General features: G+C 62.8%; 14 protein-coding genes and 1 pseudogene. 8 read left to right on the top strand and 7 right to left on the bottom strand.

Annotation, left to right across the window (positions count from 1 at the left end; all coding sequences use genetic code 11):
* Nucleotides 1–40: 40 nt before the first annotated feature.
* Nucleotides 41–736 carry a glutathione binding-like protein gene (locus QA640_RS35210; protein ID WP_283037387.1) on the top strand — a complete coding sequence of 232 codons (696 nt, stop codon included), beginning with the start codon at nucleotides 41–43 and terminating at the stop codon, nucleotides 734–736.
* An 85-nt stretch (nucleotides 737–821) separates the two neighbouring features.
* Entirely contained in the window at nucleotides 822–1454 is a 633-nt protein-coding gene (locus QA640_RS35205; RefSeq protein WP_283037386.1) for a 2-hydroxychromene-2-carboxylate isomerase, read from the top strand.
* A 394-nt stretch (nucleotides 1455–1848) separates the two neighbouring features.
* Here QA640_RS35205 and QA640_RS35200 read toward each other — a convergent pair.
* Nucleotides 1849–1983 (bottom strand): annotated as a pseudogene (locus tag QA640_RS35200) (DNA-binding response regulator); the annotation flags it as partial.
* 557 nt (nucleotides 1984–2540) lie between these two features.
* Nucleotides 2541–3236 carry a hypothetical protein gene (locus QA640_RS35195; RefSeq protein WP_283037385.1) on the bottom strand — a complete coding sequence of 232 codons (696 nt, stop codon included), beginning with the start codon at nucleotides 3234–3236 and terminating at the stop codon, nucleotides 2541–2543.
* A gap of 157 nt (nucleotides 3237–3393) precedes the next feature.
* Between QA640_RS35195 and QA640_RS35190 the strand changes: the two genes are divergently transcribed.
* Together QA640_RS35190 and QA640_RS35185 are read left to right on the top strand one after the other, a co-directional pair.
* Nucleotides 3394–4638, top strand: a complete 1245-nt coding sequence (locus tag QA640_RS35190; protein ID WP_283037384.1) for an acyl-CoA dehydrogenase family protein — start codon at nucleotides 3394–3396, stop codon at nucleotides 4636–4638.
* A gap of 11 nt (nucleotides 4639–4649) precedes the next feature.
* Nucleotides 4650–5369, top strand: a complete 720-nt coding sequence (locus tag QA640_RS35185) for an SDR family oxidoreductase (protein WP_283037383.1) — start codon at nucleotides 4650–4652, stop codon at nucleotides 5367–5369.
* 1152 nt (nucleotides 5370–6521) lie between these two features.
* On the opposite strand, the gene QA640_RS35180 is transcribed toward QA640_RS35185, so the two are convergent.
* The 5 genes from QA640_RS35180 to QA640_RS35160 form a co-directional block, all read right to left on the bottom strand.
* Entirely contained in the window at nucleotides 6522–7751 is a 1230-nt protein-coding gene (locus QA640_RS35180) for an aminotransferase class V-fold PLP-dependent enzyme (protein WP_283037382.1), read from the bottom strand.
* A gap of 177 nt (nucleotides 7752–7928) precedes the next feature.
* Nucleotides 7929–8720, bottom strand: coding sequence for an amino acid ABC transporter ATP-binding protein (locus QA640_RS35175; protein ID WP_283037381.1), 792 nt, complete (start codon nucleotides 8718–8720; stop codon nucleotides 7929–7931).
* The gene (locus tag QA640_RS35170; RefSeq protein ID WP_130362648.1) at nucleotides 8717–9376 is read right to left on the bottom strand and encodes an amino acid ABC transporter permease; all 660 of its coding nucleotides are present in this window, start codon (nucleotides 9374–9376) and stop codon (nucleotides 8717–8719) included. The genes QA640_RS35175 and QA640_RS35170 overlap by 4 nt, the downstream gene beginning before the upstream one ends.
* A 3-nt stretch (nucleotides 9377–9379) precedes the next feature.
* Nucleotides 9380–10096, bottom strand: coding sequence for an amino acid ABC transporter permease (locus tag QA640_RS35165; protein WP_283037380.1), 717 nt, complete (start codon nucleotides 10094–10096; stop codon nucleotides 9380–9382).
* Complete coding sequence (locus QA640_RS35160) at nucleotides 10093–10980, bottom strand: amino acid ABC transporter substrate-binding protein (protein WP_283037379.1); 888 nt, start codon at nucleotides 10978–10980, stop codon at nucleotides 10093–10095. The genes QA640_RS35165 and QA640_RS35160 overlap by 4 nt, the downstream gene beginning before the upstream one ends.
* Nucleotides 10981–11259: 279 nt before the next feature.
* On the opposite strand from QA640_RS35160, the gene QA640_RS35155 reads away from it, so the two are divergent.
* From QA640_RS35155 to QA640_RS35140, 4 genes are all read left to right on the top strand, one after another.
* Nucleotides 11260–12267 (top strand): LysR family transcriptional regulator, encoded by a 1008-nt coding sequence (locus QA640_RS35155; protein ID WP_283037378.1) that lies wholly within the window; start codon nucleotides 11260–11262, stop codon nucleotides 12265–12267.
* Between the two features lie 263 nt (nucleotides 12268–12530).
* Nucleotides 12531–13238, top strand: a complete 708-nt coding sequence (locus QA640_RS35150; protein ID WP_283037377.1) for a gluconate 2-dehydrogenase subunit 3 family protein — start codon at nucleotides 12531–12533, stop codon at nucleotides 13236–13238.
* Between the two features lie 24 nt (nucleotides 13239–13262).
* Nucleotides 13263–15032 carry a GMC family oxidoreductase gene (locus tag QA640_RS35145; protein WP_283037376.1) on the top strand — a complete coding sequence of 590 codons (1770 nt, stop codon included), beginning with the start codon at nucleotides 13263–13265 and terminating at the stop codon, nucleotides 15030–15032.
* Nucleotides 15033–15043: 11 nt separating this feature from the next.
* Nucleotides 15044–15409: a c-type cytochrome gene (locus QA640_RS35140; protein ID WP_283037375.1), complete on the top strand. Its 366-nt coding sequence runs from the start codon at nucleotides 15044–15046 to the stop codon at nucleotides 15407–15409.
* Nucleotides 15410–15494 lie beyond the last annotated feature (85 nt).

Raw genomic sequence — 15494 nt, 5'->3', positions numbered from 1 at the left:
CGCGCAATTGGGTCGATTGTGATTTCGAGGAAGGTCCGGAATGATTGACTTGCACTACGCGCCGACCCCTAACGGTTGGAAGATCTCGATTCTGCTTGAGGAACTGGGGCTGCCGTATACTGTCGTTCCTATCGATATTCGCGCCGGTGAGCAGTTCAGGCCCGAGTTTCTCGCCATCAGCCCGAACAATCGTATTCCAGCGATTGTTGATCGCGCGCCGGCCGACCGTGGCGAGCCTATCTCCGTATTCGAGACGGGTGCTATCCTGATCTACCTGGCAGAGAAGACGGGACGCTTTCTGCCAGTGGATGTGCGCGGCCGTACCCGGGTTGTCCAATGGGTGATGTGGCAGATGGGCGGTCTTGGACCGATGCTTGGTCAGCACGGTCATTTCCGTCTCTATGCGCCGGAGAAGATCCCGTATGCGATTGACCGTTATCAGCGTGAGGCGACGCGATTATATGGTGTGCTTGACGCTCAATTGGGCAAGACCGGGCGCTTTGTCGCTGGCAACGAATACACGATAGCCGACATGGCCTGTTTCCCGTGGACGATGACCCATAAGGCGCAAGGTTTCACACTCGACGACTACCCGAACGTAAAGCGCTGGTATGCGGAAGTTCGCGAACGGCCGCAAGTGCAGGCCGGCCTTGCGGTCGGCAAATTCGTGAAAGAGCCGTTCTCCGACGAGGCAAAGCGAATCATGTTCGGCGCATCCGGGGTCGTCACGGAATGAACGGCGATGGAGGCCTCTGGCGAGTGAAGATCGAAATGCTGGCTCGCAGCATCGCGTACCGGAGAGATGGTGAGTGTAACGATCGATGATCGAGTTTTTCTTCGACTGCTCAAGTCCGTGGACCTATCTCGCCTTCCACAACATTCAAAAATTGGCGAAGGAGTTTGGCGAGTCGCTTTCGTGGCGGCCCGTGCTGGCTGGCGGCATTTTTAATGCGGTCAATCCGGGCGTTTATGCCTCGCGCGAAAATCCGATCGTGCCGAAAGCGCAGTACATGCTGAAAGATCTCGCCGATTGGGCTCGTTCGGCCGGTCTTGTGATCAAGATGCCACCGACGGTCTTTCCGGTGAACAGCGTAAGGGCGATGCGCGGCTGCGTCTGGCTCGGCAGCGACGGGATGGTCCCGTTCGCAACTGCCGTGTTCGAAGCCTATTGGGGTGAGGACAAGGACATCTCCCAGGATTCTGTGCTGACGAACATTTGCAAGAAGGTGAGCATCGATCCTGCGGAATTTTTCCGAAGTATCAACGAAGAGGCGGTCAAGAATCAGCTCAGACTCAACACAGACGAGGTAATCGCACGCGGCGGCTTCGGATCGCCGACAGTCTTCATTGACAGAACCGATATGTATTTTGGCAATGATCGTCTGCCTTTGATCCGCGAAGTGTTGGAGTGTCGGAAGACACGGTGTCATTTGGCCTGCAATATTGCCCCCTAAGCCAGCTAGGGGATCGGCGCCCAAAGTTTGCGGGCTGATTGACAAAGCGATTACGACAACTTGGGAAGCTCGAGGCGGTGGGCGGCAACGATTTCATCCAAATGCGGAGGCGAACCGCCAGTTTTCGGCCGTAGCTCGAATGGTGGTTTCGGTCTAAGAAGGCCAAAATGCCTTATCTTTCAATGGGGGGTGACTGACACTCTCTCCGCCGCACTGCTGTTCCACGTATCCGGCGGTTTTGCTATGGCCGCGATCGAGTGAGTCGCGCGACACCGGCTGCTTCGACGAGATCGCTTGCGCCTGATCGGCAGCCCTCGTTCGATATTTCTCTATGAGCGTAGAGCTGCGCTCTCCCCGTACTCACCAACCGCTCGGGGTCTCGTCCAGGGGAGATCGGTAGCGTCTCCCAGATGCGAATGAGTCTGCTGATCGAGGCAGCCTGCGTCTTCCGCATGACGTTGGCGCGACAGAGCTTTACCGCCACCTCGCTGCTCTCGGGATCGAAAGCGACCTGCTTGTTGACAAGACCGCCCGGGTTGCTCGGGTTTGTCCTCCTCACAACGGGTCTAGGCGCCAACTCCGCTGATCCTTCCCATCGGCTGCGACGATCTTCCAGGCCTTGTTCGGAAACGGCCGCTTGCAGCACCTTGTCCCGTTCCCGTGAGGCGCATCCCGGGTGTCGTACTCCTTGGTGGTGAGGATCGCGACGTTTGTGCCTGGCGCTGTCAGAGGCCTTTGTCGGTGCCGGTGCCCAGCGCGCCAAGCACTTGGAGGCTTGCCCCCCTTTCGGTGTGAACGCGAGCTTGCCATTTGCCCGGAATTTGACCGCATATTGCGCGGGCGATATCCTATGCCGGCAGGGGCCCTTGCAATTTGTATGGGGTGCTCATGGAATGGTCGACCAAGCCGCGACGCGCGGACCAACCCTTTGGAAGCTGGGCGGACGACCTTGCCGCGGCATTTGTTCGTCTTGAGCCGCGCAGGCTTGCGGACGAGCCGTTTGAAGGCGCCATTTCCAGAGCTGACGCTGCGCCAATCCAGGTCTCCCTGGTGACGGCGACGCGGCATACGGTAGTTCGTCTTGCCTCACATATTTCCGGGAGCACCGACGATCTTTGTTTCGTCAACCTCCAGATCGAAGGGCTCGGGCGCACCAGCCAACGCGACCACGAGCAGACCTGTGCGCCCGGCGATCTCGCCGTCGCCGATACGACGGAGCCGTTCGAGATCGCCAACTGTCACAATTTCAAGCTCTTCTGCTTCGCCGTCCCGCGAAGGCTGCTGCCGAAGCAACTGCTCGATCGTCCGCAGCTCAACCTGTCTCGCACGGAGACGGGCCGGGCTCTCTCCAAAACTCTTTGCGGCTATGCCGAAATCTGCCTCGCCGATCATCAGCGTTTGAGGGCCTCGGCCCTGATCGGTTCGCATGTGGTCGATCTGATCGCACACGCGCCCGACGTGCTGAGCGATCTGTCCGCCGAGCGCGTGCACGTCCCCGTTCTGCTGTCGATGATGATCGATCATATCGAGCGTCACAGCGAGGATTCCGAACTTGGCGCGGCGGCGCTTGCCGCGAAGTTTCGTTGCTCCGAGCGCTACGTCCATCGTCTGTTTGCCATGACGGATCGCTCTGTCAGCGAACACGTCAATGACCGGCGGATTGCGGCCTGCACGCGCGTGCTGGTTGATCCCAAGTCCGCTCACAGAACCATAGCCGAAATCGCCTTTGGCGCGGGCTTTCGCGACATCTCGCATTTCAACCGTCTGTTCAAGCGCAGCCATGGTTTGGCTCCCCGCGAGTTCCGTCGCGCGAGCAGCGCACGCTGACTGATCCGGTTCACTCCACGCCAAGAAATCGGACGGTGCCGTCCAAGATTATCTTCTGATCCCGGGATAGCCATGCCCCGACGGCTGACATCCGGGATCAGAGGACATGGCCATGGCGATCGATTTCACCCTCACGACCCAACAGCGGGACCTTCAGCGCGCGTCGCGCAAGTTCGCCAAGGAGGTGCTCAGCGAGGCCCGGCGCGCCGAGCTGCTGGCAACACCGGAAGAACGCTTTCTCGCGACCAGGCCCGCCTATGAGGCGATGGTCGCGGCCGGCAATTTGCGCAAGTGCATTCCGGCCACGGCGGGTGGCGAGAATGCTGGCTTGATCGACATGGCGATCCTGGCCGAGGAATTCTATAGCGTGAACGCCAGTGTGACGCTGACGGTGCTCGGCACCGTGCTCGGTCTCTTGCCGATTCTGCTCGGCGGCACGCCGGACCAGTGCAAGCGCCTGCTGGTGCCATTCCTGAAGACGGGTGGAGCGCCGCTCGCAGGCTTCTGCTCCAGCGAGCCGGGCGGCAGCGCCAATTCCGGCTCGCCTCCGCCCGGCGAAGGTGTCCGCACCACCGCACGGCGGGAAGGGGACACTTGGGTGATCAACGGCCGCAAGAAATGGGTGTCCTCGGCAACGGGATGGAACCGCGAAGGCGCCGATGTCCTGTGCGTCGTGTGCCGGACGGATGCAGCGGCGCCACCCAATGAAGGGATCTCGATCATCGCCGTCGAGGGACCGGTCAAAGGACTGATATTCGAGCGCGCCATCGACACGATCGGCCACCGCGCGCATTTGGTGCCGCAGTTCGGATTGCAGAATGTTGCGACACCGCGCCGCAATCTGTTGGGCCAGGAGGGGGCAGGTCTCGCGCTTACGGCGGCCGCCTTCACGGGGACCGCGGCGCTCGTCGGCATCTTCGGCGTGGCGTTGATGCGCGCGGCCTTCGAGTTCGCGCTGCATTTTGCCCAGACCGAAAAGCGCGGCGGCGTTCACCCGATCATCGAGCATCAGGCGGTCGGATACGCGCTGGCCGATGCCAAGACCACGATCGAGGCCGCGCGCTACCTCAGCTGGCGCGCCTGTCACGCGGTCGATACCCAGTCCCCGGGGGCCGATGAGCTTGCCATCGAGGCCAAGATCTTTGGCTCGGAAGCCGCGGTGCGCGTGATCACCGATCTCATGCGGGTGGTGGGCGTCGACAGCTACGATCACGAAGCGCCGTTCGCTCGTCTGCTCCAGGACGCGCTGGCACTCCCAATCTTCGACGGCGGCAATATGGGCGTGAGGCGACGGCAACTGCACATGATGTTTCGGCAAGGCAGCTACGATCCGCTTGCGGCAAGCGGCGCAGCTTGAGGGAGATGGCCATGGGCACAGAACGGAAAGTCGCCGTCGTCACGGGAGCATCCCAGGGGATCGGCGCGGGGATTGCCGAGGCCTTTCGGCAGCGAAACTACAGGGTCGTCGCGACATCGCGATCAATCAAGTCAGGCGCTGATGCCGACATGCTGGTCGTGCCGGGCGACGTCGGCGATCCCCAAACGGCGCAGCGGGCGTTCAGCGCGGCGCTCGAGCGTTTCGGCCGGGTCGACACGCTGGTCAACAATGCCGGCATGTTCATGGCGAAGCCGTTCACCGCTTACACGCTGGCCGATTATGAGGCCTACGTCTCGACGAACGTTGAAGGGTTCTTTCACATGACCCAACGTGCGCTCGACATCATGGGCGAGCAGGGGCGCGGCCATGTCGTCACGATCACGACGAGTCTCGTCGACCAGCCGATGAACAGCGTCCCGGCCGCCCTGGCGTCGCTTACCAAAGGCGCCTTGAATGCGGCCACCAGGGCGCTCGCGATCGAGTATGCGAGCACTGGTGTCCGCGTCAACGCCGTCTCACCCGGCATCATCAAAACGCCGATGCATCCACCGCAGGCGCATCAAGCGTTGGCCGCACTCCACCCCATGGGCCGGATGGGAGACATATCCGACGTTGTCGATGCGGTGCTGTACCTCGATGGCGCAGGGTTTGTAACAGGTGAGATTCTCCATGTCGATGGAGGGCAGGCTGCCGGCCACCACCGCACTTAGGCAGGCGCATGCGGTCGATCTGCTAACTCGCTGCTCTTGCCCAGCGGAGGCCGCCACCGCAGTGCTCACGAAGAGAGACTCTGTAGCGATTTGGGCGCCAGCTCGACCGCCGCTGCGTTGGGGCTGCCCAGCTGAGCAACTTTGTCGGTAGTGATGAGATTAGTCGCTCGCAATTCCTCCCGAGAGAGTTCATGTAAATCTTCCCACGGCGGAACGTTCAGCGACAGTGACAACAAACTCGGGCAGATCCTGTCGGGGGGAACGTAGGTAGCGCTCCAGTGACTCGCACCCCCAACGCCTGACGGCGGCCCCGACATGTTGGATAGTAGGTACGCCGCACTGCAGCATACTGTTCTCCGTCTCCACCTCGCGCCTTTGGGCGATCAGGGCTATTCTTTCCTCACTTGATCCTAGTTTCGGCGAACCGCACGAAGCGGGCCCCGTACCGTTGGCGGCTTCCCGCGTGCGAGAGATTAGGTGCCCAGCTTTCGTTAGTGATCAAATGACGCATGGTGGCCAAAAGGGTTTCGGCATGACCAAGCACGGCCGATCGGGGCACGCAACCCGGTCGCCCCGTTTCCGCTTCCTGCAGAAGCTCGAGGCACAGAAGAACGATCGCAAGGATCGCTCCCGGATCAAGGACCCGAAGCAGTCCGTCGACGAGCTATTCCATTCGCGGAAGCCAGCGCGAACCTAACGGACTATTCGGTCAACCGACCATGCCTGAGAACGCGCAACGAAATCGCAACGAATTGGGTGAAATGACCGTGAACAAAGCGGGACGGAAGTGGCCGCCACAGCAAGAAAAATCAACAACTTAGAGACAATGTTCACTACGTTCGGGACGCAGGGAACGCCCTCGGTCGGTCGCCACCTGAACGGAATGTCGGTATCGGTGGTTGCGCTTCCCGATTTGAACCTATCGATCGATGGCCTCGTAGTCGCAGTTGAACCGGTAAAGTCCGAGTAGCGCGGGTTCGGATCAGGCAGTGCAATCACTATGATCGTGCGACGAATGCCCATTTTATTCTGTTGTCCGGCTATGATCTCAAGCAGGTCATTCTCAATCCGCCGTCAAGAGAGGTCGGAATTGGTCGGCGAGCGCGGTGACCCGCTGCCAGCGACACCACACCTTGGGGACACGACCTCACGTCAACTTGCATTACGCCAGCATGTCCGACGCGAAGCAACGGAGATGGCATCGAGAAAGCGGTCGATATCCTCCTCGCTGGTGTAGGCGTGAGGTGCGACGCGATTGACGGCCTCGAGGCCTCGTGCCTCGAGATCCGCCCGCGCATAGTCGCGATCGACCACCGCCGCGGCGATGTTAGCTTCGGCGAGATAATCGTTCAGCTCGGCCGGCGCGAGAGCGTCGGTCGTGAATGTAAGGAACGCGGACTCGGCCGCGTCGTCTTCGAACACGGTCACGCCCGGAATGGCCGTCAGCCCCGCATGGATACGGACGAGGCGCGCGCGGATCAGGTCACGAATATTCTCGATCCCGTGCTGCAGCATGTGCGTGATGGCCGCACCCAGCCCGAGCCTGCCGGCGACCGAAAATTCGTAGGTTTCGAAGCGTCGCGCATCGGCGCGCGTGGCGTAGCTGTCGATCGCTGTCCAGCTCGAACCGACCTGGCTCAAAACGGGAGGATCGCCGAGCCGCTCCAGGGCACGATCCGAGAGCGCCATGATGGCCTCGCCGCGAGGACCGCGCAGCCATTTGCGGCTTGGCGCGACCAGCAGGTCGGCGCCCGTATTCGCCATCCCGACGGGAAATTGTCCAACTGCCTGGGCGCCGTCGACAAGGACTAGGCATCCCTCCGGCCGCGGCAGCGCGGCGAGGAGCTCCACGGGTTGCCTCACGCCAAATCCGCTCGCCGCCACCGGAAGGCAGATCGCGACTGTCCGCTCATCGATCAGATCGGCAACACGCTTCACGTCAATGCGGCCGGTCCGCTCGTCGACCGGCATGATGTCGATCGTGATGGCGTCGACCAGACGCCGCTTCATCAGGTTGAGGACATTGCCGGCCCATTCCGACCGTGCGACCAGGACGCGCGAACGCCGCTTCACCGGCATGGCCAGGAACGCCATGGCCCACATCGTGCCGGCGCTGCCGCCGAATGCAACATTGTGCGGGCGGCATTGCAGGAGTTCGGCGGCGGCGGCACGGACGCCATGGAGGTCATCCCGTGCCCGCGCGGCTGCCCAGTGCGGGCCGACGCCGGCTTCCTCGGCGAGGTGACGCATGACCGTCTCGGTCACGATGCGCGGTGGCAGTCCGGCGCCGGCCGCGTTCAGATGAACAACCGTTGCAGTGCCGGGCGTGTCGGCGCGAAACGCGGCTGCGTCGAAATGGTCGCGGGAAGGGGCGATGCGCATGGTCATTTCTCTCCTTGGTGTCGTTCCGGCGAGTCATTTGCGACCGCCGCCGGAGTGATGAGATCGAAATCGTCATCGGCTCCGGATCATTGTTCGAGCATGGTCTCCGCGCAGACGCCTGTAGCGCCTGTTGCGAGGGAAAACCGCCGCGTGCGTCTCCGGATCATGATGGGAATCTCATTGGCGCAATATCTTGGACAGGAAAATGCGTGCGCGCTCGGTCGAAGGCTGTGCGAAGAAGACGGAGCTCGGAGCATCCTCAAGGATGCGTCCGCCGTCCATGAACACGACACGATCGGCAACATGGCGCGCAAACCCCATCTCGTGGGTCACGACCATCATGGTCATGCCGTCGCGCGCGAGCTCGGTCATGACGTCGAGCACATCCTTGATCATTTCGGGGTCGAGCGCCGATGTCGGTTCGTCGAACAACATCGCGATCGGATCCATAGCCAGTGCGCGCGCGATGGCGACCCGCTGCTGCTGGCCGCCCGAGAGCTGGGCCGGATGGCAACCGGCCTTGTCGTCCAGGCCGACACGGCGAAGCAGCGTCATGCCCTTTTCACTGGCCTCGGCCTTCGACCGGCGCAGCACCTTGACCTGAGCCAGCGTGATGTTCTCGAGCACCGACAAATGCGGATAGAGCTCGAAGTGCTGGAAGACCATGCCGATCCGGCTTCGGAGCCGGGTGAGGTCCATGTTGCGGTCGCCGACGGACACGCCATCGACCACGATCGACCCGCTCTGGAAGGTCTCGAGACCGTTGACGCATTTCAGCAGGGTTGACTTGCCCGACCCCGACGGTCCGCAGACGACGACGGCTTCGCCTTTCCGAATGCTCATGGAGCAGTCGTTCAGGACTTCCAGCGCTCCATAGCTCTTCGAAATCCGCGTAATCTCGATGGTTGCGGGCTGCTCGACGGATGCGGGTACGATCGGGGACGCCTTACGGACGGCGGAGATGGTCATGGACTTACCGACTGCCTGTTGAGGAGCTGGATCGATTGGGAGGCGGCGAAGCAGAGCGTGAAGTAGATGACGACGGCGAACAGATAGAACTCGACCAGATGTCCTTCCCGGTTCGCCGTCACGGAGACCGCCGTCATGAAGTCGTGCAGGCCGACGACATAGACGAGCGAGGTGTCCTGAAACAACGCGATGCTCTGCGACAACAGGATCGGCAGCATCTTCCGGACCGCCTGCGGCAGGATCACGAAGCGATAGGCTTGCAGCGGGCCCAGCCCGGATGCGAGGGCGGCCGCGAGCTGCTGCTTCGGTACGCTCTGGATGCCGGCGCGTATGATCTCGGCATAATAGGCGGCCTCGAAAATGACGAAAGCGACCAGCGCCGATGTGAACGCGCCGATCGGACGGCCGATCACCAGCGGCACCAGGAGATAGAACCAGAAGATCACCATGATCAGGGGCACGGAGCGCAGCCCGTTGACATAGCCGGCCGCCAGGGCGGCGATCGGTCGTGGCCCGGCGATGCGCATCACGGCGAGGAGGGTGCCGAGCAGCCCGCCGCCGGCCATCGCCAACAGCAACAGGCCGAAGCTCGTCAGCAGGCCGTCCCAGAGAAACGGCGCCACGGCCTTGAGGAGATCGGGATCGAAATCGCTCATGGATCAGGCCCGCGCCATCAAACCGGGAATCGCAACCAGCCGCTCGACGGCACGCAGCGCGACGATCACCACCGTCGTCAGGACGACATAGGTCAGCGTCGCGGCGGTGAACGCCTCGATGCCATGAAACGTCGCGCTTTCGATCTGGCGGCTCTGACCGGTGAGCTCGAGCAGGCCGATCGTCAGCGCGAGCGAGGAATTCTTGACCACGTTGAGAAATTCGGACGTCAGCGGCGGCAGGACGTTCCGCGCAGCGATCGGCAGCAGGATGTAACGATAGCTCTGCGCAAGGGTCAGGCCGCTGGCCGCCGCGGCCATCGCCTGGCCGGGCCCGATCGCCTGGATGCCGGCGCGAGTCTGCTCGGCAACGCGCGCCGCCGTGAACAGGCCGAGGCCGATGACGGCGGTCCAGTATTCCGGCAGCGGCAGGTCGCGCTTGATCCAGTTGCCGATCGGAGCCGGCAGCAGTTCCGGGAGCACGAAATACGAGACGAACAATTGCAGCAGCAGCGGGATGTTGCGGAAGGTTTCGACATAGGCCGTGCCGAACGTTCGCGCAGCACGGTTGGGCAAAGTCCGGAGCATACCGACCGTCACCCCGACGGCGAGGGCCAGCACCCAGGCCGCGCCCGCAACCAGCAGGGTCCATCCCAGCCCTGCCAGCAGCCAGCCGAGATAGGGCTCCGAGACCAGCACGCTCCAGTCCCAGCGATAGGTCATTGCGGCAGAGCCTGGATCGCGAAGGCCGTCTTGAGCTCGGGCTCGATCTCGATTCCGAGCGGGCCGAACCATTTCGCGTAGAGCTTCTCGGCCTCGGGCGAGCGGAACGTATCGGCGAAGGCGCGCTTCACGAGCAGGGCGAATTCCAGGTCCCCGCGCTGCATCATGGCCGAATAGGGATCGTAAGTGAGCAGGCGCCCGATCACCTTGAGCGCTCCCTTCGGCTGCGCCTTGGTCGCGGCGTAGACCTTGATCTGACCGCCATCGGCCGCAAAGCCGTCCACCCGGCCGCTGGCCACGAGCAGCGCGCCTTCGCCGAGATCCTTGGCATAGACGAGCTCGATGCCGAGCTTCTCGGTATCGTTCAGCATCCGCAGGGACTGCTCGTTGCTCGATCCCTGAAGCACGGCAACCCGCTTGCCCTTGAGATCTTCGACCTCCCTGGCGCCGTTGTCGGTCTTGACCAGGACCTGCGTGCCCGTGATGTAGAAGATCGGCGAGAATTCCACCTGCTCCTGCCGCGACAGGGTGTTGGTGGTCGTCCCGCATTCCAGGTCGATGGTGCCGTTGGCGACCAGCGCAATGCGGTTCGTGGTGTTGATCGGCACATATTTGACCTCGAGGCTCGGCATCTCGAGCCGGGCCTTCACGGCCTCGACGACCTTCATGCAGAGGTCGATGGAATAGCCTTCGACTTTCTGGTCACGGTCGATGAACGAGTAGGGGGCGGACGCTTCGCGATGCCCGATGGTAATCGCATTGCGCGCGGCGATCCGTTTCAGGATCGGACTGTCGCCAGGACCGGCCGCGTGGGCCTGGGCCGCCAGGGCGATCGCGCCCCACAGGCCGGCAATCGAGTAACACCAAAAGCTTCGCCCTTGCATGGAGGTCTCCTCAAGAATGATGGCCGTACGTCACCGCTCGCCGCGGCGGCAGCACAGCCGGCGGGCGATCGGGGAGTCCCAAGAGATGTCCCAGATGAGGTCAACACCCGGCTCGGCCGAAATCGACAGCGCCGGGATCAAGGAAGATTAACCGTGGCAAAGCGGCTCGGCCAATGCCGATCGCTCGGTCTGCGATGCGAAATTCGCATGATGCGCCGCGAGTGTGACGTGTCATCATCATGCCAAGGCGGTCAGGGCCGCCTTGGCATGAGTGGTGCGATGCTCGACATACGCTGGCTTGAAGACTTCATCGTCGTCGCCGAGACGCGCAACATCACCAAGGCCGCCGAATTGCGCAACGTCACTCAGTCCGGCCTGAGCCGCCGCATCCAGTCGCTGGAGAATTGGGCCGGCGCGCCCCTGATCGACCGCCGCCACTCACCGCTCGAACTCACCGAGGCCGGTCACAAGCTGGTGGATGTCGCCAACGAGGCGCTCGGTCGCCTGAACGGCATTCGCCGCACGATTCGTGAGGACCAGAACGAACGCCTGCGAAGCATCCGCTTCGCGGCCCCGCATATTCTGTCGGTCACGTTCTTTCCGCGCTGGCTGCTCGCCATCCAGGCGAAGCTCGGCTCCACCCGACTGTCAGTCACCTCGGACAATCTGCCGGGCTGCGCCAGCCTGTTTGAAGATGGCGCGGTCGATTTCGTCGTCTGTCTTGTCGATGCGGAAGGAGCGATTCTGCGCGGTGCGGGCCGGCCATTGGCCATCGAGCGCTGCGCATCGATCTCGATCGGCAAGGAGCGGCTCATTCCGCTCTCGGCCCCCGCCGCCGACGGCAAGCCGCTGCATCGGCTCGACCTCAACCCGCGGCTCTCAACATCCTATCTCGCCTATAGCCGGGAATGCTCGCTCGGCTGGGCGGTCGAAGACCTCATCGCGCGCCGGCCCGATCTGGTGCAGCTCCATAGTCTCTACGACAACTCTCTGGCCGATGGCCTGCGGACCATGGCGCTTGCAGGCCTGGGTGTTGCGTGGCTGCCGCTGACGACCACGCATAACGACATCATTCGCGGCAAGTTGGTGCGAACCGGCGATCCGCTACTCGCCATCGATCTCGATGTTCGGCTCTATCGTCCTGCGCAGCGGCTGGCGAAGAAGGCCGAGGAGCTCTGGTCCCGGTTGACGACCGAAGGACTGGGAGCTCTGCTGGGGCCCGCTGCTTTCCCTCCTGACATCGCCACGACGATTCACACCGAGGACGTGCAGACGCTTCGTCAGTAAGCCGGCGAGGCTGCTCCTGTACCTTCAATCGAATGCTTGGTTAACGCTTTGTGGTTGTCGGCAGGTGACCACGGCTTACGGCTGCATCGTTTGTCTCAACGTCTGCTTGTTATGACGGCAGATTGCACCGGCTCGTGCCGCCGATATGAGCGGATATCGGCATGATGCGAAGTTGTCATGGTCGAATTCGTCTTCGGAATTGGACAAATCATTTCGCGCCGCAATAATTCGACCATCGCAATCGCAGCAAAGGGGCTGACGCGATGCTCGACCGACGTGGCTTCATCGCATCAGGTGGTGTTCTCGCGCTTGTCCCCGGCGGAGCCGCAGCCGCGCCCACGGCGGACGTGGTCACGAAGGACAATCCCGCCGCGACTATTGATGCGACCGTCGAACCTCTTTACGCCCTGACGCCGCGCGAAGCAGAGTTTCTGGCGGCCGTTGTGGATGCCTTCATTCCAGCCGACGACCTGTCGCCATCAGGTTCCGAATGCGGTGTGGTCGCCTTCATCGATCGGCAGCTCGCTGGCGCTTACGGCGCGGGCGCGCGGCTCTATCAGGAGGGCCCTTTTCAGCCGAGCAACGGACAGCCGCAGTTCGGATCGCAGTCTCCGCTGGCGCCGCTGGCTTTCATCCGCCTCGGCATCGCCGAGCTCGACGCGTGGGCGGCCGCGCAGTGCGGCGCCCGGGTCAGCCAGCTGTCGCCACCGATGCTGGAGGCGCTGCTGCGGGACGTCGAAGCAGGCAAGGTCGCTTTTCCGCGCATCGATGCGCGCGCATTCTTGGCCGCGCTGCTGCAACTTTCGATGGAGGGCTTCTTCTCGGATCCGATCTATGGCGGCAACCGCGGGAAGGCATCGTGGCGGATGATCGGCTATCCAGGGCTGCCCGCGACCTATGCAAAGGCAATCAAGAATCATCGGGGGCGGCGCTATGAGGCCGAACCTCGATCGATTGCAGATTTCCTCTGACCGATTGGTGAACAGGAGCGCGTCATGGCAAAGGTCTTGAAGGCGACGGATGCCGTGATTGTCGGCCTCGGATGGACGGGCGCGATCATGGCGCGCGAGCTCACCCGCGCCGGCCTCGACGTGGTGGCGCTGGAGCGGGGACCGGATCGTGACCCCGCTGCTGACTTCGCATTGCCGGCGATCCGCGACGAGCTACGCTACTCGGTTCGCCAGGAGCTGATGCAGGACCCGAAGATGGAAACGGTCACGCTCCGCCACCGCCTCGACGACAAGGCGAGGCCGGTTCGGCGGTTCGGCGCCTTTCTGCCTGGTGACGGCGTCGGCGGCATGGGCACGCACTGGAACGGCAATACATTCCGCTTCCTTCCCTCCGACCACAATCTCAGAACGCATCTCACCGAGCGTTATGGTCGTGCGCGCATTCCCGACGACATGACGATCCAGGACTGGGGCGTCACCTATGATGAGCTGGAGCCGCATTATGCGCGGTTCGAAGCCCTCTGCGGCGTATCGGGCAAGGCCGGCAATATCGGGGGCAGGATTCAGGCGGGCGGCAATCCTTTCGAAGGGCCCCGCAGCGGCGAATATCCGAATGCGCCGCTGGTATCGTCTCATGCCAACGAGCTGTTCCGGCGCGCGGCGACCGAGCTCGGTTTGCATCCGTTTCCGGCACCGGCCTCCAACTCCAGCGCACCCTATCGCAATCCGGAAGGGGCCCAGCTCGGGGCCTGCCAGTACTGCGGCCATTGCGATCGCTTCGGATGTGAAGCGAACGCCAAGGCCACGCCGCTGAGCACGCTCGCGCCTGCGCTCGGCAAGGCGCCCGGCTTTCGCAAGGTGACCAATGCCTACGCGACGCGCGTGCTTTACGATGCGCAGACCCGACGCGCGACGGGGGTCCGCTACATCGACCTGAGGTCCGGCGAGACTTACGATCTGCCGGCGGAGATCGTCATTCTCTCGGCCTGGGTGTTCGGCAATACCCGCCTGATGCTGTTATCGGGGATCGGCCAGCCCTACGATCCCCGCGCCGGCACCGGCGTCGTCGGCAAGAACTACTGCTACCAGATCCAGCCGACGGTGCAGCTGTTCTTCAAGGACGAGGAACTGAACCCGTTCATGGGCGCCGGCGGTCTCGGCATGGTGGTAGACGACTTCAACGGCGACAATTTCGATCACGCCGATCTCGGCTTCCTCGGCGGCGGTTACATCTCGTTGAACAGCACCAATGGCCGACCGATTTCGTTCCGCCCAACTCCACCCGGAACGCCCGCATGGGGCGCGGCCTGGAAACGGGAAACCGCGAAATGGTACCGCAAGACCGCGTTGGTGCTGTGCGAGGGCATGAACTACGCATCGCGCGCCAACTCGATCGATCTCGATCCGACCTATCGCGACATGTTCGGTCAGCCGCTGCTGCGGATGACGTTCAATTTCACGCAGAACGATCGCGCGATGGCCGATTATCTGCTCGGGAAGGCTGCGGAAATCGGTCGCGCGATGAATGCGACCATCGTCGCGCCGCAGCCGCGCAAGGGCGATTTCAACGTCGTCTCCTACCAATCGAGCCACAACACCGGCGGCACGATCATGGGGCGCACGCCCGCGGACAGTGTGGTGAACCGCTATCTGCAGAGCTGGGACGCGCACAATCTGTTCGTGCTGGGATCATCGGTCTTTCCGCAGAACGCCGGCTACAATCCGACTGCAGCGGCGGCGGCCACGGCCTATTGGTGCGCGGATGCGCTGGTCAAGACCTATCTGAAATCCCCTTCGCCAATGGTGCAGCTGTGACGATACTCTGGATGCCTGGACTGGGTCTTGCCACGCTGCTGTTCGCAGCGACTGCCAACGCCCCGATCGCCGTGGCCGATATCGTCGCCGGCAAGGCGCTGTTCGAACAATGCGCGGCCTGCCACGGCGCGACCGGCGATGGCACCGAACAGGGCCCGTCGCTGCATGGCGTTGTCGGTCGCAAGGCCGGCCAGATGCAGAATTTCCGCTACTCGCGCGCGATGCAGCGTAGCGGGATCGTGTGGAGCGAGGAGACGCTGGCGCGATACCTGTCCGATCCCCAGGATGTCGTTCCCGGCAATCGCATGCCTTTCGGGGGGCTCGCCACGCCCGAGGAGAGCAAGGACGTCGTGAGCTACCTGGAAAGCCTGAAGTAACCCATCGCGAAAGACCGATCGAATGCACATCCGGCGCATATCCCTGCGCCGGACACGCCACCCCTTTGCCTGAAGCCGGACCAAG

Origin of the sequence: Bradyrhizobium sp. CB82 (genome assembly GCF_029714405.1) — a bacterium.
Taxonomy (GTDB): Bacteria; Pseudomonadota; Alphaproteobacteria; order Rhizobiales; family Xanthobacteraceae; genus Bradyrhizobium.
Note: the sequence above shows the minus strand (reverse complement) of the source record. Positions and strands in the feature narration are given on the sequence as shown.